This window comes from Geomonas sp. Red276, assembly GCF_054784495.1.
Map to the genome: position 1 here is coordinate 133,011 of NZ_BLXW01000012.1, position 19,815 is coordinate 152,825.

The following is a 19,815-nucleotide window of genomic DNA, read 5'->3' on the forward strand; positions in this document are numbered from 1 at the left end:
GGCTGCGAGGAGCAGGTCGTGTCACGACACCCCGCTCTGCCAGCGGCACCCCAAATTTAACCCAACAGGAGATACCATGAGCACCGAAACCACTTGCAGTTGCGGAGCGAAGCACACCGGCCATATCTGCATGCTTAAGAGCAAAGGGCTTGTCCAGGAAATCGCCCACATCACCGACCATCCCACCGTCGTATGCTTCACCTGCGGCGCCGAGGCCAATGCAGCCGACAACGTCTGCGCACCGATGCCGATCGAGAAATGAGGTGCGCGCATTGAATCAGGATCACGGGGCCGGAAGACACGGACAGGGGAGAGGAGCGCATGCCTGAACTCCCCGAGGTAGAGGTAACGAGACTTGGTATCACCGATCACCTGGTAGGCCGGGCGGTCGCCGGTTTCTTTGTCCATGGACAGAAACTCGGCGCCACCATACCTGCCGAGCTGGCCGCCCAGTTGACCGGCCAGCGGATCCAGGCGGTTGAGCGCAGAGGGAAATACCTGATCCTCCGCTTTGCGACCGGTTCGCTGCTGGTGCATTTGGGAATGACCGGCCATCTGCGAGTGGTACCCGGCCAGCGCAACGCCGGTCCCCATGACACCCTCGACATCCTGCTGAATTCGGGACAGATGCTTCGGCTAAACGACCCGCGCCGTTTCGGGTCGCTGCACTGGACGGCGGCGGACCCGTTCCAGCACAAGCTCTTGGCGAGTATCGGCCCCGAGCCGCTCACGAGCGAATTCACCGGAGCGTACCTGTTCCGCAGAAGCCGCGGCAAGAAGGTTGCCGTGCAGCCCTTCATCATGGACAGCTCCGTCGTCGCCGGGGTCGGTAACATTTACGCGGCCGAGTCCCTCTTTCGCTGCGGGATACTCCCGACGACGCCGGCAGGAAACCTCCCTGAATCCCATTGCGAGGAACTGGCAGCCTCCATCAGGCAAACCCTCACCGACTCCATCGCGGCGGGACGCTCGACCATGAAGTTCGACAAGGAAGAGGACAAGCTCGTCTATTTCCCCCAGACACTCTACGTCTATGGTCGGGAAGGGCAGCCCTGCCGCAGGTGCGGAGATCCTGTCGTGCGAGGCCGCTTCGGGAAGCGCTCCACCTTCTTCTGCCCCAACTGCCAAAGGTAGAGTTCCCATACCCTCGCAGGTGGCCGAAGGCTCTCTTATCCATACCCTCGCCCCTTCATGGGGTGGCCGAAGGCTCACTTCCTGATACCCTCGCCCCTTCAGGGGAGAGGGTGGCCGAAGGCCGGGTGAGGGAGGTTTGCACCGCCGTGAACCGCCCCCTCACCCTGGCCCTCTCCCCCGATGGGGGCGAGGGGATACACGGATTAGAGGCGAGGAAGGTGGAAGGCCGGTCGAGGGGATAGATAGATGGGTCGAGGGGAGATGGATCAGTTCCGGTGGAGACACGAGGGAAATGGGCGCTTTTCATAGGGGTAAGCTGAAGGTATGGTAACCTCTTTACTGTTCCACATTTAGCTTTTCCATGGAGGCTTCCCATGAGTCGACTGTTCTCCCCCATCACCTTTCGGGAGGTGACCGTCCGTAACCGCATCTTCGTCTCACCAATGTGCCAGTACTCGAGCAAGGACGGGCTCCCCACCGACTGGCACCTGGTCCATCTCGGCAGCCGCGCGGTGGGAGGCGCCGGTCTCGTCATGGTGGAGGCGACCGCCGTCACCCCGCAGGGGCGCATCAGCCCGGACGACAGCGGCATCTGGAGTGCCGAACACGCGGCCGCCTTTGCCCCGATCACCCGCTTCATCCGGGAGCAGGGAGCGGTCGCCGGCATCCAACTGGCCCACGCCGGCCGCAAGGCTTCCACCGAGCTTCCCTGGAGGGGTGGGGGACCGCTCGACGCCAAGAACCGCGGCTGGCAGACCATCGCCCCCAGCGCGATCCCCTTCGCCCCGGGACACCTGGTCCCTCGCGAAGCGACCAGCCACGATCTGGAGAACATCCTCGGCCAGTTCACCCTGGCCACCCGTCGCTGCGTCGAGGCCGGTTTCCAAGTCGTGGAACTGCACATGGCCCACGGCTACCTGCTGCACGAGTTCCTCTCCCCGCTCTCCAACCAGCGCACCGACGAATTCGGCGGTTCACTGGAAAACCGGCTCCGCTTTCCCCTGAGGGTGGCCAAGGCGGTGAGGGAGATCTGGCCCGAGCATCTGCCGCTCTTCGTGCGGGTCTCGGCGACCGACTGGATCGAAGGTGGGTGGGAGATCAGCCAGACGGTGGAGTTGGCCAAACGGCTCAAGGAGATTGGCGTCGACCTGATCGACTGCTCCAGCGGCGGGCTCGTTCCCGAGGCGGCGCCACCGTTTGGCCCCGGCTTCCAGGTCCCCTTCGCGACCGCCGTCAGGCAACAGGCGGGAATCGCCACCGGTGCGGTCGGCTTCGTGAGCGACCCCGCCCAGGCCGAGCAGGTGGTTGCCACCGGGCTGGCCGACGTGGTCTTCCTGGCCCGGGGCATGCTGAAGGATCCGTACTGGCCTCTCAGCGCGGCAAGGGCGCTGGGTGTGGATCTGACCTGGCCCGTCCAGTACGAACGGGCGAAGAATTTCTGAGCAGGGTAGGGGAGGTTCAAGGTGGCTGGAGGCGCTGCTGGAGGGGCTTCCCCCGCCCCCCATCCCGGGAAGCGGGGGAGGGGGGATCAATCCTTGCCGAAGGCGAAGACATGGAGGGCGACGAGGACACCGGCTGCGCCGACCCAGTAGATCCAGCGGTACTCGCCGAAATGGACATCCACAAAGTCGCGGAAGGTCATGCCGCTATGACTGTGGCGGGATTCTTTGACCTCGGTGGCCCCGGTGGCCGGATCGGTGCATTCGTTGGCCGCCACCTGGGCGGCAGCCTTCTCGGGCGACGGGACGGAGCTGGTCCGGGGAGCCGCTGCCGCCGCCGTCTGCGCTCCTGGCTGCTGGCTCGCCAACCGGCCCAATTCCTGCGCACCTGCCGCGGCCGGGATGAAGGTGATGAGACAGATGACTACCATGAGTTTCCTGAACATGGGTTCCTCCTTAGGCGCAGACCGGTACCAGTGGTGGAACTGGCAGGACATGCAATTAGTGGTGACAAGTCGGGTACGGTGAGGTAAATTATACCAGCCTTTCCCGGGACGAAACCTCTACCCGGCCAATATCATTGATTGAAAAGGAGTACCCATGGAAAGATATCAGACCCAGGCTGCCGCCAGAACCGTCCCCATCGCCCAAGGAGGCGTGATGCGGGGGGTGTACGGCTGGATGGGCACCGGGCTGGCCCTGACCGCCCTTGTCTCGCTGATGACGGTCTCTTCGCCCTTACTGCTGCAGGCGATCCTCGGTAACCGCATCCTTCTCTACGCACTGCTGTTCGGCGAAGTCGGCCTCGTCCTCGCGATCAGCGGCGCCATCAACAGGATCAGCTCCACCACGGCCGGCATGCTTTTCCTGGCTTACGCCGCCTTGAACGGCCTCACCATGGCCACCATCTTCGTGGTTTTCACGGCATCCTCCATCGCCTCGACCTTCATGGTCACCGCGGGGATGTTCGGGGCCATGAGCATCTACGGCTACGTCACCCGTAGCGACCTCACCACGTGGGGAAGCTTCCTCTTCATGGGCCTGATCGGCGTCGTCATAGCCTCCGTGGTCAACATCTTCCTGCACAGCCCGATGATCTCCTGGGTGACCAGCATCTGCGCCGTCATCGTCTTCACCGGCCTCACCGCCTACGACACGCAGAAGATCAAGTACCAGGCGGCCGGCCGCAAGGGTGCCATCATGGGTGCCCTGACCCTCTACCTGGACTTCATCAACATGTTCCTCGCCATGCTCCGGCTGCTGGGAGACAGGAGGTAACGAGCCACGGCGGCAACTTCTGAACATGAAACGAAAAACGGGATGGCACCTTCGGGAGCCATCCCGTTTTATTTTCTAGAACCTGGACCCAGAACGGGTCTCGCTTCATTTCAGCTTGAGCCCGTCTTTGGAGATCTCGATGACCCCCTGCTTATAGAGGTTGCCGATGATGGTTTTGAAGCTTTTCTTGCTCATGCGGAAAAGCTCGTAGATCACCTCCGGCGTGCTCTTGTCCCCCACCGGCAGAAAACCGCCCCGCTCCTCGAGCACCCTGATGACGGTATCCCTGCTGCCGGCCACCCCCTGGAATCCGCTCTTTCTCAAGGTCACATCGATCTTGCCGTCTTCACGGACCTTCTTCACGAACCCCTGGGTACGATCGCCGACCCGGTACCGCCCAAAGAGATCGTTCTTGAAAAGAAGGCCGGGATAGCGGCCGCCCACCACGACCTTGGCACCCAGGGCGGTGAACTCGTAGAAGACGAGCTCGACCTCCGCACCGTTTTTCAGCTCGGCCGACGCCCGCTCCAGGAACCGGTCGATGCGGGAGGAGGCCGCGATTCTCCCCGAACGATCGAGGTAGAGCCTGACCAGGTGCTTCTCTCCCTTCTTCATGGGGAGAGCCTGTTCCGCGAACGGGACCAGCAGGTCCTTCTCCAGCCCCCAATCGAGAAAGGCTCCCACCGTGGCGGTCTCCTTGACCTGCAGCAGCGCGAACTCTCCCACCTGTGCCTTCGGGTGCAACGTGGTCGCCACCAAGCGGTCTTCCGAATCGAGGTACACGAAGACCGCGACCCTGGCCCCCGCGGCCAGCCCCTCGGGGAGGTACTTGGCCGGAAGGAGGATATCCCCCTCGGACGAGGATAGGTAGGCTCCGATGGAGGTTAGTCTGCTGACCGGCAGAACGTTGAATCTTCCCAGTTCCAGGACAGTGCCTGCTGATCGTTCCTTCATGTAACCTCGCTCCGCAATAATAAAATTAGACATCATTCACTCACTGGCAAAAATTTAACTCTGGCAAAAAATGGTCGATACCTATCAGCAGATATGCCATAATTTGACCTCTATTGCCACCTGTCTAAAAAGATCCAGTATCTTTTTAACATCAACCTATCATAACACCAGACTTCAGTGGCTGCCAGGACACGCGCAGAGGCTCGACAGTATCCCTGCAGTGTGTCCCCCTATGGAGATCCACCCTTGAGCCTGAAAACCAAGCTTACCTGGGCCATTTCCCTCCTTATCGCTGTCCTGCTTACCATACTCACCCTTTCCGCCGGCATCTACTTCGTCGATCAGATAAAGCAGTTGGTGTTCACCCAGCAGTTCGCCATGGTCACCGCGCTTTCGGAACAGTTGGACGACAAGCTCCTCGCCCTGCAGACCGAGCTGGTTACCACGGCCGGCACCATCACCAGCGGCACCATAAACGATCGCTCCACCCTGGAAAACTTCTTCCAAAGGCGTCCCGACACCCGGGCGGCCTTCGACAACGGACTCTTTCTTTTCTCGCCCCGGGGGCGGTTAATCTTCGAAACCCCGCGCGAGCAGGAGATGATGGTCCGCGATTTCTCCGGAAGCGAGTTCCTCAAAGCGACCCTTGCCACCGGGGCTCCCCAGATCTCCGAGCCGTTCGTCTCCCCCCAGACCCACCACCACCCGGTGGTCATGTTCACCGCCCCCGTCTTCGATTCTCAAGGGGGAATAATGGCGGTACTGGCAGGCGCCCTCGATCTCACCAAGAGCAACTTCCTCGGAAAGATCGCCTCGACCAAGATCGGCGACCAGGGATACCTCTATCTCTTCACCCCGCGGAAGACCGTCGTTTCCCATCCTGTCCGCGACCGGATCCTCAAGCCCTACGACGCCACCGGGATCAACACCCTGGCGGACCGGGCCGTGGGAGGGTACGAGGGGACCGGAGTGCGGGCCAACGCCCGGGGCACCCGGATCATCAGCGCCTACCGGAAACTCTCCACCTCCGGATGGATCCTGGCCATCGACTATCCCGAGTCGGAAGCCCTCGCCTCGGTACAGCGCGCGCACCAGTTCCTGTTGGCGGCCCTTGTCTGCGTCTTCCCGATTTCCTTTCTGGCCGCCTGGATCCTGATGCACTACCTGACGGCTCCCCTCTTGGGAATGACCGACCAGATCAAGTCACTTCTCAAGGCCGGCGACGGGGAAAGGAAGCGGATCTCCGTAGAGAGCGGCGACGAGATCGCCACCCTGGCCGACGCCTTCAACACGCTGCTGGACGAGTTGGAGCACCGCCGGGAGGAGATCCACAAGCAGCTCGCCTTCTCCCAGCGGGTGATCGACACCACGCCGATTCCGATCTTCTACAAGGACTCCCGTGGCTACTACCTCGGGTGCAACCGCGCCCTGGAGGAGTTCATAGGGCTCGACCGCTCCCAGGTGATCGGGAAGTCGCTCAGCGACCTTTTCCCGGACGACACCGCCGAGGTGAACCGGCTGGCCGACGTCAAAGTGGCCCGTGACGGCGAGTTGCAGGTCTACCGGTCCAGGATTCCCCGCGCCGACGGCAGCAGCAGGGATGTCATCATCTACAAGGACCTCTTCCCTGACTCGGAGGGGACCGTCGGGGTGATCGGCGTCATCCACGACGTCACCGATCTCAACCGGGCCCAGGAGGACCTGGAGGGTCAGAAGGAATTCGCCGAGAGCCTCGTGCAGAATTCCATCCTCCCCACCTTCGTGGTCAACAGCGACCACGAGGTCGTGATCTGGAACCACGCCTGCGAAACCCTGACCGGCTACCAGGCCACCGAGGTCCTCGGGGTCACCGACCTCTGGAAGATCTTCCACGAGACCGAGCACCCGCTTTTGGCCGACCTGATCGTGAGGGGAGGGGGGAAACTGACCACCGCCTGCCACACCGTGGAGTCCATCGACGACCAGATCCCCGATGGGGTCCAGACCGAAAGCTGGTACCGGGACCGTAACGACGTTCTCCACTACCTGGTGGTCACCGCGGCCCCCATCCGCGACCGCGACGGCAAACTGCTCGGGGCCATCCAGACCCTCGAGGACATCACCGCCCGAAAGCACGCCCAGGACGCCCACGAGAAGACCAGGCGGCAACTCCAGCTGATCCTGGACGCGGCAGGGGAGGGGATCTACGGGGTAGACATGAAGGGGATGGTGACCTTCGTGAACCCGGCGGGGGCGCAGATGATGGGGTGGGAGCCGCAGGAGATGCTCGGCAAGCACCACCATTCGCTGGGGCACCACACCAAGCCGGACGGCAGCCGTTACCCCCAGGAGGAGTGCCCGATCTCCCAGGCGCTGCGCGACGGCCGTCCGCACCACGGCGAGGAGCTCTTCTGGCGCAAGGACGGCAGCAGCTTCACCGTCGAGTTCATCAGCACCCCGATCAGGGAGGAGGGAGAGCTGGTCGGCTGCGTGGTGGTCTACCGGGACACCACCGAGCGGAACCTGGTCGAGGAGCAGCTGTTGAAACTCTCCCAGGCGGTCGTGCAGAGCCCGATCTCCATCATGATCACCGACACCACCGGCAAGATCGAGTACGTGAACCCGAAGTTCATCCAGACCACCGGCTTCCAGTCGGGCGAGGTCCTCGGGGAGAATCCCCGCCTCCTCAAATCGGACAAGACCGCCCCCGAGCTCTACCGCGATCTGTGGGACACCATCACGGCGGGGAAGGTCTGGTCGGGCGACATCTTCAACCGCCGCAAGGACGGTGAGACCTACTGGGAGCACGCCACCATCTTCCCGATCAGGAACTCGGCGGGGATCATCAGCCATTACATGGCCTTCAAGGAGAACATGACCGAGCGCAAGCGGCTCGAAGAACAGCTGCGCCAGGCACAGAAAATGGAGGCGATCGGCCAGCTGGCGGGGGGAGTCGCCCACGATTTCAACAACATACTGACCGTCATCACCGGTTTCGGTCAGCTTCTCCACTACACGCTCGATCCCGAGGACCCGAAGCGAAGCCACATGGAACAGATCCTGGATGCCGCCGACCGGGCGACCCACCTGACCAGGAGCCTGCTGGCCTTCAGCCGCAAACAGGTCATGCTCCTGCAGCAGCTGGAGCTAAACGGCCTGGCCCGCAACCACATCAAGTTCCTCACGAGGATCATAGGCGAAGACATCGCGCTGAAGACCGACCTGACCGACGAGCGCCTGGTGGTGATGGCCGACAGCGGGCAGATAGAGCAGGTGCTCATGAACCTCGCCACCAACGCCCGGGACGCCATGCCGGGCGGGGGCGAGCTCACCATCCGGACCGAGATCGTCGCGCTGGGGAAGGAATTCCAGCAGGAACACGGCTTCGGCGCACCCGGCCGTTTCGCCCTGATCACCATCTCGGACACCGGCACCGGCATGGACATAAAGACCCAGCAGAAGATCTTCGAGCCTTTCTTCACCACCAAGGCCAACGGCCGCGGTACCGGCCTCGGGCTTTCCATCGTGTACGGAATCGTCAAGCAGCATAACGGCTTCATCACCATGAAGAGCCAGTTGGGGGCCGGAACCACCTTCTTCGTTTATCTCCCGCTCGTCCCGGGTCTGGAGGCGGAAGAGAAACGGGCCTCGCTGGTGATGCCCAACGGCGGCAGCGAAACCATTCTTGTGGTGGAGGACGACCCGGCGGTCCGCCATCTGGTAGACTCGGTATTGACCCGTTTCGGTTATTCGGTGCTCCTTGCGGAAAGCGGCGAACAGGCGCTCGAACTCTTCGAGCGGAACCCCAACGACATCGAGCTCGCGCTTTTGGACGTCATCATGCCCAAGATGAACGGCAAACAGGTCTGTGAGGAGCTCAGGGCCCGCGACCCCCAGCTAAAGGTACTGTTTTTAAGCGGTTACACCTCAGACGTCATCGAGGACAAGGGGATCGAAATGGACGGGATCGACATCATCATGAAGCCGGCCAAGCCGTCGGAACTGGCCAAGAAGATCCGCGATCTCTTGGACGCGGATTGAGGAGGCTATAGATGCTGCTGGAAGAGATGACCATGAACGAGTTTGCGGAGGGGCTCGAGACCTGCCGCACCGTCTACATCCCGTTTGGCTCGGTCGAGGAGCACGGAAGCCATCTCCCGCTCTCCACCGACACCATCGAGGCCTACGAGGTCGGGAAGAGGGCGGCCGAGCGGACCCCGCTCTTCGTCGCCCCGCCGATCCATTACGGTTGCTGCCGCTCTACCTCGCTGCATCCCGGTACGGTCTCCATCACCACGGCCACGTTGAAGGCGCTCTTCAAGGACATCGTCCGCTCGCTTCATGCACACGGTCTAATGAATTTCATCGCCTTGACCGGACATGCCGGAGGGAGCCACCGGATGGCGCTGCAGGACGCCGGGGAGGAGTTGCTGCTGGAGATCGGCGACATCAACATGGCCGTGGTGACCGAATACGACCTGGCCAAAGAAACGGCGGCGCAGCTTTTGGAGACGCCGGGCGACGCCCATGCCGGTGAGATCGAAACCTCGCGCATCATGCACTCGCATCCGCAGCTGGTCAAAGGGAGTTCGCCCAAGGAATGGCCGACGTTCCCGCCGGGAATCCTGGTCCGGGACAAGCGGAGTTTCTGGCCCGGCGGCGTCTGGGGCGATCCCTCCAAGGCCAGCGCCGAAAAAGGACGGATCCTGGAGTCCCTGGTGGCCGACAAGGTGGTTGAGCTGGTAAAGGCGCTGGAAAGCCGCCGCTGGTAAGGGCTTCCGGCACCCCTCAAGAATCGCCTAAAAAAGCAGCTTCTAAATTTGCGTTTTAAGCGGCTTTTTCCGTATGGTCCAGGGGTGGGTATGGGTCTGATTTCGGTCGGCATGGACTAGAGGGGAGAAAAGGCGGTCTCGCACACTCAAAGGTCGGTATGAAGCCGAGACAACTCCTTTTAGTCGGTGACAACTGTGACGAAACCTGGTTCAGGTGAGACCGTCCAGGCGGAAGACGCATTCAGACGACAAGGATACGGGAGTCGGCGTACGCGCGACTTGTTTGAGAAGTAACAGCAGGTTGGTCTGTCACGACTACATTGATCTAGTAATTCTCGAAGTTCTCCTGACACTCCTGAGATACCATCTCCGCTGCCTGAGAAGCCCACTCCACGACGCCCCTCCGAATTACGCTCCAAGATAGAGACATCATACTTTACATAATATATCTTATGGGACGTAATAGATATCTGAAGGGGAGTGGAGCAAAGGGATCTCCCTCATTTGCCTCGGGATATCTAAATTGGATGACTAACTCAAACTAAATGTGATGACTAACAGATGGCGGCCGAAATCCGCCAAGCACTTTTTAAAACAGCATGTTCGACGTTCTTCTGAGTCCTCAAACGCCCTTTGCCTAAGAAACAAGGGCTGTTTCCAAACAACAACTATCAGCAACTGAATCAGATGACTATCCGGCGTACGGTGGAGATAAAGACCACGACGTCCAACTTCGTCTCAACCAGACGTAACCCACAGAAACATTCAAATCTCCCCGAGGCCACCTTCCCTCGGTCCGCACTCAGTTTTCCTTGTATCTTGCCTGCCATTCCTCCGTACTTCGTAAAACTTTCCTTAAAAACCAAGGTAGACAACCATAGCCAAAAACGATAGTATGCAAACGCCGCAAATTCGACGTTTTAGTGGCATTTACTGAACTGCGGCACCAAAATACTTATGTACCGGACACCTATGAACCAACAAGCTCTCTCCTCCTTTATCTGGTCTGTCGCGGACCTTCTGCGCGGCGATTATAAACAATCTGAATATGGCAAGATCATCCTACCTTTTACCGTTCTTCGACGTCTTGACTGTGTGCTGGAGGGAACTAAGGATGCCGTGCTCGCCGAATTGGCGGAGAAGCAGAAGTCGGGGCTCAATCCCGAGCCCTTCCTGCTCCGCAAGGCCGGCCTTAGCTTTTGCAACACCTCCCCTATGGACATGAAAAAGCTCATGGGGGACCAGGACCACATCCGGGAAAACCTCGACAGCTACGTGCAGTCCTTCTCCCCTGCCGTCCGCGACATCTTCGAACGGTTTGATTTCCACTCCCAGGTAATGCGTCTCCATAAATGCGGACTGCTCTATCAGGTTGCCGAGAAATTCTCGCAGGTCGACCTGCACCCCGAGGCGGTGGATAACCACCAGATGGGGCTCGTGTTCGAGGAGTTGATCCGTAAATTCGCCGAGATATCCAACGAAACGGCCGGTGAGCACTTCACCCCTCGTGAGGTTATCCGCTTGATGGTCAACCTGATCTTCATCGAGGATGACGAGGTGCTGTCCAAGCCGGGTGTGGTGCGGACCATCTATGATCCGACCGCAGGCACCGGAGGCATGCTGTCGGTTGCCGGCGAATACCTGGAGGAACACAACCCCCAGGCCCGCTTGACGGTCTACGGCCAGGAACTGAACGGCGAGTCCTACGCCATCTGCAAGGCAGACATGCTCATCAAGGGGCAGGACGTAGGCAACATCACCTACGGCAACACCCTTTCCGAAGACGGACATCCTCACCGGAAGTTCGACTACATGCTTTCCAACCCTCCCTTTGGTGTGGAATGGAAAAAGGTGGAGAAGGAGGTTCGCAAGGAACATGAGCAACTGGGCTTTACCGGCCGCTTCGGTCCCGGGCTTCCGCGTGTCTCCGACGGTTCCATGCTTTTCCTTCTGCACCTGATCTCGAAGATGCGCCCGTCGGCCGAGGGTGGTAGCCGCTTCGGCATCGTCCTGAACGGCTCTCCCCTCTTCACCGGCGGCGCAGGAAGCGGCGAAAGTGAGATACGCCGCTATGTGCTGGAGAACGACCTGCTGGAGGCGATTGTTGGCCTGCCGACCGACATGTTCTACAACACCGGCATCTCCACTTACGTCTGGATCATCAGTAACCGGAAACCCGAAGCTCGCAAGGGCAAGGTGCAACTGATCGATGCCTCCTCGTTCTGGCAGAAGATGCGCAAAAGTCTAGGAAGCAAGCGCAAGGAAATGTCAGAAGACCATATTGCCGAGGTCACCCGCCTTTTCGGGAATTTTATTGAGGCGAAAAAGGACGGCAAGCCGATCAGTCGGATCTTCAAGAACTGTGACTTCGGCTATCGCACCATTACTGTGGAGCGTCCTCTGAAGGATGAAAAGGGACAGGTGATCCTGGGGAGCAAGGGAAAGCAGAAAGGGAAGCCGCAACCGGACAGCAGCCTGCGCGATACCGAGAACGTCCCGTTCAATGAGGATGTGAACGCCTACTTCAGGCGCGAGGTACTCCCCCACGCTAAGGACGCCTGGATCGACCACGAGAAGACCAAGGTGGGTTATGAGATCCCCTTCAACCGGCACTTTTACGTCTTCCAGCCGCCACGTGAGCTCTCGGTTATCGATGCGGAACTGAAGCAGTGCACCGACCGGATTCTGGAGATGATCAAGGGACTATCGGCATGACTTTAGCGCGTTATGAGAGCTATAAGGACAGCGGGGTTGAGTGGCTGGGAGAGGTGCCGCAAGGATGGACGGTAGCTCGTCTGAAGTTTATCGCGTCAGTCCAAACAGGTGTAGCCAAGGGCAAGGACAATGTGGGAAAGGACACCGTGGAAGTGCCTTATTTGCGGGTAGCAAATGTCCAAGACGGCTACCTGTCATTGGATGACGTAGCGACAATCCAAATACCTGCTGAAAATTTACAGCGCTATGCCCTTAAAGCCGGTGATGTGCTGATGAACGAGGGTGGAGATTTCGATAAGCTTGGGCGAGGCCATGTCTGGCAGGGTGAAATAGAGCCGTGCATTCATCAAAATCACGTCTTCGCCGTACGGCCAGCTACTGTTGGTTCTGATTGGCTGAATACTGTCACGGGCTCAGACTACGCGCAGTTCTATTTTATGAGCCGGTCAAAACAAAGCACCAACCTGGCGTCCATTTCATCGACGAATGTCATGGAACTCCCGGTGATCGTTCCACCCGCTGATCAACAGAAAGCAATCCTCACCTTCCTTAGCATCGAAACGGGCAAGATTGACGCGCTCGTAGCCGAACAGGAACGACTGATTACGATATTGAAGGAAAAGCGCCAGGCGGTGATCTCTCACGCCGTTACCAAGGGACTGAACCCGGATGCACCGATGAAGGATTCGGGGATTGAGTGGCTTGGTGAGGTGCCGGAAAGTTGGGAGGTTTTACAGTTTACAAGAGTGATAGGAAGGATTGAGCAGGGTTGGAGCCCGGTTGCATCAAGTGAGTCTTGTGAACCTGACAATTGGGGAGTGCTTAAACTAGGTGCCATAAAAAATGGTGAGTTCATCGCAGGTGAGAATAAGATGCTTCTCGCCGGAATAGATCCTGACCCTGCGCTTGAGGTTAAACCTGGAGATTTGCTTCTAACTCGCGGTAATACACCAGAGCTTGTTGGCGATGCATGTGTTGTTACGGAATTCGTGGGTTACAGGTTAATGCTGTCTGATTTGGTATACAGGATACTGCTCAAGCCAAATAATGAGCCGAACTTTTTCTGCAACCTACTCATCAGTAAATACGGGCGCTCCTTAATAGAAACAGATGCTCGTGGCTCTAGTATGTCGATGGCAAAAATATCACAAGGGCATATTGGCTCATGGATTATTCCGGTGCCGCCTCCAGAAGAGCAGTCTGCCATTGTCGCCTTCATCAATGCAGAAACCGCTAGAATCGACGCACTTCTGGCTGAAGCTCAACGGGCGATAGACCTCCTCAAGGAACGCCGTATCGCCCTCATCTCAACTGCGGTTACTGGAAAGATTGATGTGAGAGGTTTGGTGGTCACAAAGTCAGAGTAAGTGGGGAATCCATGGACCTGCACAGGGAAATCAACTTCGAAAACGACATCTGCACTTACCTCGCCGCCAACGGATGGTCGTATTGCGAGACTGACGCGGCGCAGTACGACCGGAGTCGCGCCCTCTTCACCGCTGATACCATCTCCTGGATTCAGGCTAGCCAACCCAAAGCCTGGGATTCGTTGACGAAGAGCCACGGTGCCGCCACAGAAGCTGTTCTGCTGGACCGGTTGCGCAAACAGTTGGACGATCGAGGCACACTGGACGTGCTGCGTCACGGCGTCGAACTCCTAGGGCTGCGCCAACCGCTACAACTGGCCCAGTTCAAGCCGGCATTGGCGATGAACCCTGACCTGCAAGCCAAGTACGCAGCAAACCGGCTTCGGGTCGTGCGGCAGGTACGCTATTCCCTCCACAATGAAAACTCTCTCGACCTTGTGCTGTTCCTGAACGGCATCCCGGTTACGACGGTTGAGGTGAAGAGCGATTTCACCCAGTCTGTGCAGGATGCCGTGGATCAATACCGCTTCGACCGTGCTCCCAAGCCCAAAGGTCAATCGACCGCGGATACGCTTCTGGACTTTCCCCGTGGGGCTCTGGTTCATTTCGCCGTGAGTAATTCCGGTGTGATGATGACCACAAGGCTGCAGGGCGCTAGTACCACCTTCCTCCCTTTCAACCAAGGGGACCATGGCGCGGCGGGCAACCCGCCAAGTGAATCGGGCCACAGCACCGCTTATCTCTGGGAGCAGGTATGGGAGCGGGAAAGCTGGCTGGAGATCATCGGCCGTTACCTGGTCACCCGGCGTGACGATAAAAAGCAGATCGCCTCGGTCATCTTCCCCCGTTACCACCAACTGGACGCAACGCGAAAACTGCTGAAGACTGTTCTGGCCGAGGGGGCTGGCAGCAAGTACCTCATCCAGCATTCCGCCGGATCGGGAAAGACCAACTCAATCGCCTGGACCGCACACTTCCTGGCCGATCTGCACGACGCCGACAATAGAAAGATCTTCGACTCAGTGCTGGTGGTATCGGACCGGAACGTCCTCGATGCCCAATTGCAGGAAGCGATTTTCGACTTCGAACGCACCGCCGGTGTGGTCGCGACCATCACCGGCACCAGCTCCAGCAAGAGCGGCGAACTCGCCAAGGCGCTTTCCGGAGGCAAGAAGATCGTCGTCTGCACAATCCAAACCTTCCCCTTCGCCCTCAAAGAAGTACAGGAACTGGCCGCAACACAAGGGAAGCGTTTTGCCGTGATCGCCGACGAAGCTCACAGCTCCCAAACCGGTTCGGCAGCTGCCAAACTGAAAGCGGTGCTGTCGGCCGAGGAGTTGCGGGAACTCGAAGACGGCGGCGAAGTAAGCACCGAAGACATCCTCGCCGCTCAAATGGCAGCTCGTGCCGACAGCACCGGAATTACCTACGTCGCCTTTACCGCGACACCCAAGGCAAAGACCCTGGAGCTTTTCGGCCGTCGCCCCCATCCAGAACTGCCCGCCGGACCGGACAACCTCCCCTCCCCTTTCCATGTCTACTCCATGCGCCAGGCAATTGAAGAAGGGTTCATCCTCGACGTGCTGAAGAACTACACCCCCTATAAGCTAGCTTTCCGGTTGGCGTCCGGCGGCAAGGAGTGGGATGAAAAGGAGGTGGAGCGAAACGAGGCGATGAAGGGGATCATGCGCTGGGTACGGCTGCACCCTTACAACATCAGCCAGAAGGTGCAGGTGGTGGTGGAGCATTTCCGCGAGAACGTGGCCCCGCTCCTCTCCGGCCAGGCCAAGGCGATGGTCGTCGTCGGCAGCCGCCTGGAAGCGGTGCGCTGGCAGCTGGCGGTTCAGAAGTACATCAAGGACAACAACTACCGCATCGGCACCCTGGTCGCCTTTTCCGGCGAAGTGAACGACAAGGAATCCGGCTCCGAGCCCCTAACTGAGGACAGCAAAAGCCTGAATCCGAATCTGCGCGGACGCGACATGCGCAAGGCATTCGCTACCGAGGAGTACCAGATCCTACTGGTCGCCAACAAGTTCCAGACCGGCTTTGATCAGCCCCTTCTCTGCGGCATGTACGTGGACAAACGACTGGCCGGTATTCAGGCGGTGCAGACCTTGTCCAGGTTGAACCGTGCCTACCGGGGCAAGTTCGGCACCAAGGACACCACCTACATCCTCGACTTCGTGAACGATCCGCAGGAAGTGCTGGCCTCCTTCAAGACCTATTTCGAAACCGCCGAACTGGCAGGAGTGACCGATCCGAACCTGGTCTATGACCTACGGACAAAACTGGACGCGACCGGTTGTTACGACGAGAATGAGGTGGCGCGGGTAGTCGGTGTGGAAATGGACCCGAAGGCAACACAGGGGCAGCTATATGCAGCCCTGGAACCGGTTGCCGACCGCCTGCTGAAGCGTTACAAGTTCGCTCAGGAAAAACTGGAAGCCGCAGAGGCGAGAAAGGACAGCGTCGCCGAGCAGGCTGCCAATAATGAAATCAACACTCTGATCCTGTTCAAGCGCAACCTGGGAACTTTCCTGCGGGTGTACGCGTTCCTGTCTCAAATCTTCGACTACGGCAACACGGACATCGAGAAAAGAAAGATTTTTTTCAGGCGACTGCTCCCGCTACTGGATTTCGGACGTGAGCGCAGTGGTGTCGATCTCTCCAAGGTCGTGCTGACGCATCATAAGCTAAAAGACTTGGGGAAAACCACTTTGCCGCTCAGCGATGGCGAAGCGAACAAACTCACCCCGCTCACCGATACCGGCAGTGGCGAGGTGCGAGAAAAGGATGTCGTCTGGCTGAACGAGATCATCACCAAGGTGAATGAGCTTTTCGAGGGAGAGTTGACCGACGACGACAAGCTGGTGTACGTCAATAGCGTATTGAAGGGAAAACTGCTGGAATCCGAAACGCTTATTCAGCAGGCGACCAACAACACCAAGGAGCAGTTCGCCAACTCCCCTGACCTATCTGCTGAGATCATGATTGCAATCATGGACGCCTTGGCCGCCCACCAGACCATGAGCAGGCAGGCTCTGGATTCAGAGAAAGTCCGTCATGGCCTCAAAGACATCTTGCTCGGACCAGCCAGACTATGGGAGTCGCTGCGATCTCAGGTTCAGACATAATTGTCGCCTTGCAGGAATGATAGTGTGATCCTTTGTGATTGTAAAGAGAGGTTATTTCCTGTAGTGTAACTAAGTTGTAGCTAATTTAGCAAGGTGCTAGAGAGGGCAGAGAGGACGGAAATGCCTTTATCCGAGACAAAAGAAGCTCAAGAGTGGCTGTCACTTTTTTCTGGGGGAGATAGACTTCTTGCCAAGGCCTTCTTGAATCGTTTAGTGTTGGTTTCAGCTTCGGACTTTGAAACAAAACTCACCCAATTAATTGAGACTGTTGGCGATAAGCTTAATGGAAAGGTTGCTCTATTTCCGGTGAAACCAGTTAGAAAAATCTATATTGGTGAACCTATTCGCATTAGAAGGGAGAGGTACAATAGCTCAGGCAAGATAGGCTATATTTTAACAAACCTCGAAAGAACTAAACCGCGAAAATACGTTGTCGCGCCAACTGTTGAAAGTATGCGTGCGGAGCGAATTCCAAATATTTTTCTGATAGATGACGTCCTAGCATCAGGAGATAGTGTTTACAAATATTGGCGGGATAAGGTAAGCAAGAGTATTAAAAGCTGGATTTCCCATAAGAAATGTAACATCTGGGTTATCACCTACGCGGCTCATACGGCTGCTATTTTGGTTCTCGCAAAAAAAATTGGTCCTCTGAGCGAAGATCGAATTCATTACAAGATGGAGGTCACCTCACCTCCTGGGGGATGGAATCAAGGTTTTGAAGGTTTGTGTTTAAAGTATGGAAGGCGAACAAACAAACCTAAAGCTGCCCTTGGTTATGGCTCATCTCGTTCTAATTTGATCTTCCAGCATGGGTGTCCAAACAACGCTCCATCCATACTGTGGGCGCAGGGGCCATCCTGGAAACCACTCTTTCCTAATAGGGGTATTCCTGCTTCATTACAACCCTTGTTTGGAAAAGATGTGACTGATGCAGCCGTTGACAGGCTTTTCGATGCTGGGCAGTCCAGATTGGCCTTAATGATACTAGATCAAATTGAATCCCAGTCGCTATCAAGGCGATTGATGAATTTGCTGATGATCCTTGGGTTTCTTGCGAAAGGCATCAAAGCTCCAAATTTGTCGAAGGTTACCCTCTTAACTGAGACTGAAATTGGGCAAGTTCTACGAAGGTGTAGAAGAGCTGGATTTATAGACGACAATGGACGGATCTCTAATTTTGGTTTAGACCTTCTCAAAAGATACAAAACGAATGGCCGGCCCAAGAGTATGGAGCCTTTGGTTATTGCAAAAAATTGTGATATGTATTATCCTTCCTCCTTCTTTGGGTGCCAGAGAAAGTTTAGCGGATTCTCTGATGAAAATACATCAGAGAGCAATTAGGGAGCAGGGTCTGTTTCCCGATGGAAAAGCTGAAGCTTGAGCCAAAGGCTGGTGAAGCGCCTTATGACCTCGAACGCCTGTGCCAGACGCTCCACCAACCCTCGCAATGCGAGTCAAAGTAAATGAGTACCTGGCACCCAAACTTATTTGAAAACGAGGGCCGGAAAAACGGCTATGCTGAAGAGTACCTTCTGGCCATTACTGATTACGGTAGGGCACTCCATGCGAAGGGACTTCCGGTTATTTTTTCTCTCGGCCACCTCGCATGCATTACAGATACACCTTATAATGAGTTACGAAGCATCGTCTCTCGTAATAGAGACCCCTATAAGCAGTTTATGATTCGTAAGCGCAGTGGTGGGTATAGACAAATTGTTGTTCCCGACTATCTGCTTCTGAAAGCCCAAAGATGGATTCATCAAAACATTCTCCAGAACTTCTCTTCTCACCCGTCCTCTTTTGCCTACAATAAAGGAAGCTCCATAAAGAAAAATGCTGATGTCCATTGTAACGCAAAATGGTTAGTCAAAATTGACATCAGCCGCTTCTTTGAATCTATATCCGAGAGGCAGGTCTTCCATGTTTTTCATGGAATGGGATATACAAAGCTTCTTTCTCTGGAACTAACACGTCTTTGCACTCGTGTGAATGCAAACCCCATATCGAATAAATCCTCTCGTATTTCCTCCAACTCACGAATGAACAAGTCTGGTCGGTGGAAAAGTATAAACGGTCATTACCACTTCTATGAAGCCTGTACCTTAGGACACTTGCCACAGGGCGCCCCAACAAGCCCACTTTTATCAAATCTAGTTTTCATACCTCTAGATATTCAAATTTCTGATGTTGCCAGAAAATATAAATGTTCCTATTCCAGGTACTCAGATGATCTCACTTTTTCCTCTAATTCTTTAGACCGAGAAAAGGCAACTGCCTTAATCACCGAAGTATCAACTTTGTTGTCGAGATTCGGTTTTCGTCGGCACTCCCGCAAGACCCACATCATCCCTCCAGGCGCTCGAAAAATTGTCACTGGTCTGGTTGTTAATGGCGACACGCCAAAGGTGACAAAGGAATTACGCGAATCAATTGAAAATCATCTTTATTATGCCACTAGGTTTTCCCTCCATGAACACTGCGCTAGACGTGGCTTTAACTCCCTCGTGGGATTCAAAAATCATCTAAAGGGTAAAATCCAATTTGTCGCATCTATTGATCCATGCCTCGGTTCTGAGTTTCTGGCTCAATTTGGGAAGATTGACTGGCCAGAGGGCGTCTAAGACCTTCTAGTAGTCCGTTCCGGTATTTAGATATCTTTCCAACGGGGTTCACTTTGCCTGCCGACGGGTTGAGCGCAGTCATGGTCTGAGCGCTGGGTAGACGCTGTCGCAGCAAATTACGGGATTTGCCATACTGGGGCAGATTCGGCACTGAAAAAGTCGAGGGTAAGTCCTGGCTGTGCCAAAAAGGTACGGGCATTTGCAATGGTTCTTTGATTAGATGGCAAACGTTCGTCGCCATAAATGCTGACGAAAGCTCTATCGCAACGACTTAAGCAGATCTGTTCCCCCTGTGTCAGGATAGTTGTCGCCTCTGAGGGGCCGTTTGGTTTTGGTTTTGTGACGATGTGAGGCGGTGAGCGAAGCGAGCTCGCCGGCGCCTCACGGAAATCGCGAACTGAAGATCCTGCCGCCCG

General features: G+C 56.9%; 14 protein-coding genes. 11 read left to right on the top strand and 3 right to left on the bottom strand.

Annotated elements, in window-relative coordinates:
* The first annotated feature begins 76 nt into the window (after window positions 1-76).
* From ACYVL5_RS10665 to ACYVL5_RS10675, 3 genes are all read left to right on the top strand, one after another.
* The gene (locus ACYVL5_RS10665) at window positions 77-262 is read left to right on the top strand and encodes a hypothetical protein (RefSeq protein WP_460595551.1); all 186 of its coding nucleotides are present in this window, start codon (window positions 77-79) and stop codon (window positions 260-262) included.
* A gap of 59 nt (window positions 263-321) precedes the next feature.
* Window positions 322-1,134 carry an Fpg/Nei family DNA glycosylase gene (gene mutM, locus ACYVL5_RS10670; RefSeq protein ID WP_460595552.1) on the top strand — a complete coding sequence of 271 codons (813 nt, stop codon included), beginning with the start codon at window positions 322-324 and terminating at the stop codon, window positions 1,132-1,134.
* Window positions 1,135-1,508: 374 nt separating this feature from the next.
* The gene (locus ACYVL5_RS10675; protein WP_460595553.1) at window positions 1,509-2,576 is read left to right on the top strand and encodes an NADH:flavin oxidoreductase/NADH oxidase; all 1,068 of its coding nucleotides are present in this window, start codon (window positions 1,509-1,511) and stop codon (window positions 2,574-2,576) included.
* 86 nt (window positions 2,577-2,662) lie between these two features.
* Here the strand turns inward: ACYVL5_RS10675 and ACYVL5_RS10680 are convergent, their stop codons facing one another.
* Window positions 2,663-3,019, bottom strand: coding sequence for a hypothetical protein (locus ACYVL5_RS10680; protein ID WP_460595554.1), 357 nt, complete (start codon window positions 3,017-3,019; stop codon window positions 2,663-2,665).
* Window positions 3,020-3,173: 154 nt separating this feature from the next.
* On the opposite strand from ACYVL5_RS10680, the gene ACYVL5_RS10685 reads away from it, so the two are divergent.
* Window positions 3,174-3,851 carry a Bax inhibitor-1/YccA family protein gene (locus ACYVL5_RS10685; RefSeq protein ID WP_460595555.1) on the top strand — a complete coding sequence of 226 codons (678 nt, stop codon included), beginning with the start codon at window positions 3,174-3,176 and terminating at the stop codon, window positions 3,849-3,851.
* A gap of 105 nt (window positions 3,852-3,956) precedes the next feature.
* Here ACYVL5_RS10685 and ACYVL5_RS10690 read toward each other — a convergent pair whose 3' ends face one another.
* Window positions 3,957-4,805, bottom strand: coding sequence for a CvfB family protein (locus ACYVL5_RS10690; RefSeq protein ID WP_460595556.1), 849 nt, complete (start codon window positions 4,803-4,805; stop codon window positions 3,957-3,959).
* A 246-nt stretch (window positions 4,806-5,051) separates the two neighbouring features.
* On the opposite strand from ACYVL5_RS10690, the gene ACYVL5_RS10695 reads away from it, so the two are divergent.
* The 7 genes from ACYVL5_RS10695 (at window position 5,052) to ACYVL5_RS10725 (ending at window position 19,399) form a co-directional block, all read left to right on the top strand.
* Window positions 5,052-8,825 (top strand): PAS domain S-box protein, encoded by a 3,774-nt coding sequence (locus tag ACYVL5_RS10695; RefSeq protein WP_460595557.1) that lies wholly within the window; start codon window positions 5,052-5,054, stop codon window positions 8,823-8,825.
* A gap of 11 nt (window positions 8,826-8,836) precedes the next feature.
* Window positions 8,837-9,556, top strand: coding sequence for a creatininase family protein (locus tag ACYVL5_RS10700; RefSeq protein WP_460595558.1), 720 nt, complete (start codon window positions 8,837-8,839; stop codon window positions 9,554-9,556).
* Window positions 9,557-10,528: 972 nt separating this feature from the next.
* A complete protein-coding gene (locus ACYVL5_RS10705) occupies window positions 10,529-12,271 on the top strand; it encodes a type I restriction-modification system subunit M (RefSeq protein WP_460595559.1) in 1,743 nt (580 codons plus the stop codon).
* Window positions 12,268-13,638 (top strand): restriction endonuclease subunit S domain-containing protein, encoded by a 1,371-nt coding sequence (locus ACYVL5_RS10710; protein WP_460595560.1) that lies wholly within the window; start codon window positions 12,268-12,270, stop codon window positions 13,636-13,638. The genes ACYVL5_RS10705 and ACYVL5_RS10710 overlap by 4 nt, the downstream gene beginning before the upstream one ends.
* An 11-nt stretch (window positions 13,639-13,649) precedes the next feature.
* Window positions 13,650-16,775 (top strand): type I restriction endonuclease subunit R, encoded by a 3,126-nt coding sequence (locus ACYVL5_RS10715; protein WP_460595561.1) that lies wholly within the window; start codon window positions 13,650-13,652, stop codon window positions 16,773-16,775.
* Window positions 16,776-16,895: 120 nt separating this feature from the next.
* Window positions 16,896-18,119, top strand: coding sequence for a phosphoribosyltransferase-like protein (locus ACYVL5_RS10720; RefSeq protein ID WP_460595562.1), 1,224 nt, complete (start codon window positions 16,896-16,898; stop codon window positions 18,117-18,119).
* Window positions 18,120-18,241: 122 nt separating this feature from the next.
* Window positions 18,242-19,399 (top strand): reverse transcriptase family protein, encoded by a 1,158-nt coding sequence (locus ACYVL5_RS10725; RefSeq protein WP_460595563.1) that lies wholly within the window; start codon window positions 18,242-18,244, stop codon window positions 19,397-19,399.
* Window positions 19,400-19,515: 116 nt separating this feature from the next.
* On the opposite strand, the gene ACYVL5_RS10730 is transcribed toward ACYVL5_RS10725, so the two are convergent.
* Window positions 19,516-19,815, bottom strand: a 300-nt coding sequence (locus ACYVL5_RS10730) for a hypothetical protein (RefSeq protein WP_460595564.1), incomplete at its 5' end; no start/stop codon positions are given.

Coding starts and splice junctions, on each gene's coding strand:
- ACYVL5_RS10675 (WP_460595553.1), top strand. CDS start 1,509: ATGAGTCGACTGTTCTCCCCCATCACCTTTCGGGAGGTGACCGTCCGT.
- ACYVL5_RS10690 (WP_460595556.1), bottom strand. CDS start 4,805: ATGAAGGAACGATCAGCAGGCACTGTCCTGGAACTGGGAAGATTCAAC.
- ACYVL5_RS10665 (WP_460595551.1), top strand. CDS start 77: ATGAGCACCGAAACCACTTGCAGTTGCGGAGCGAAGCACACCGGCCAT.
- ACYVL5_RS10680 (WP_460595554.1), bottom strand. CDS start 3,019: ATGTTCAGGAAACTCATGGTAGTCATCTGTCTCATCACCTTCATCCCG.
- ACYVL5_RS10700 (WP_460595558.1), top strand. CDS start 8,837: ATGCTGCTGGAAGAGATGACCATGAACGAGTTTGCGGAGGGGCTCGAG.
- ACYVL5_RS10720 (WP_460595562.1), top strand. CDS start 16,896: ATGCCTTTATCCGAGACAAAAGAAGCTCAAGAGTGGCTGTCACTTTTT.
- ACYVL5_RS10685 (WP_460595555.1), top strand. CDS start 3,174: ATGGAAAGATATCAGACCCAGGCTGCCGCCAGAACCGTCCCCATCGCC.
- ACYVL5_RS10715 (WP_460595561.1), top strand. CDS start 13,650: ATGGACCTGCACAGGGAAATCAACTTCGAAAACGACATCTGCACTTAC.
- ACYVL5_RS10705 (WP_460595559.1), top strand. CDS start 10,529: ATGAACCAACAAGCTCTCTCCTCCTTTATCTGGTCTGTCGCGGACCTT.
- ACYVL5_RS10725 (WP_460595563.1), top strand. CDS start 18,242: ATGAGTACCTGGCACCCAAACTTATTTGAAAACGAGGGCCGGAAAAAC.
- mutM (WP_460595552.1), top strand. CDS start 322: ATGCCTGAACTCCCCGAGGTAGAGGTAACGAGACTTGGTATCACCGAT.
- ACYVL5_RS10710 (WP_460595560.1), top strand. CDS start 12,268: ATGACTTTAGCGCGTTATGAGAGCTATAAGGACAGCGGGGTTGAGTGG.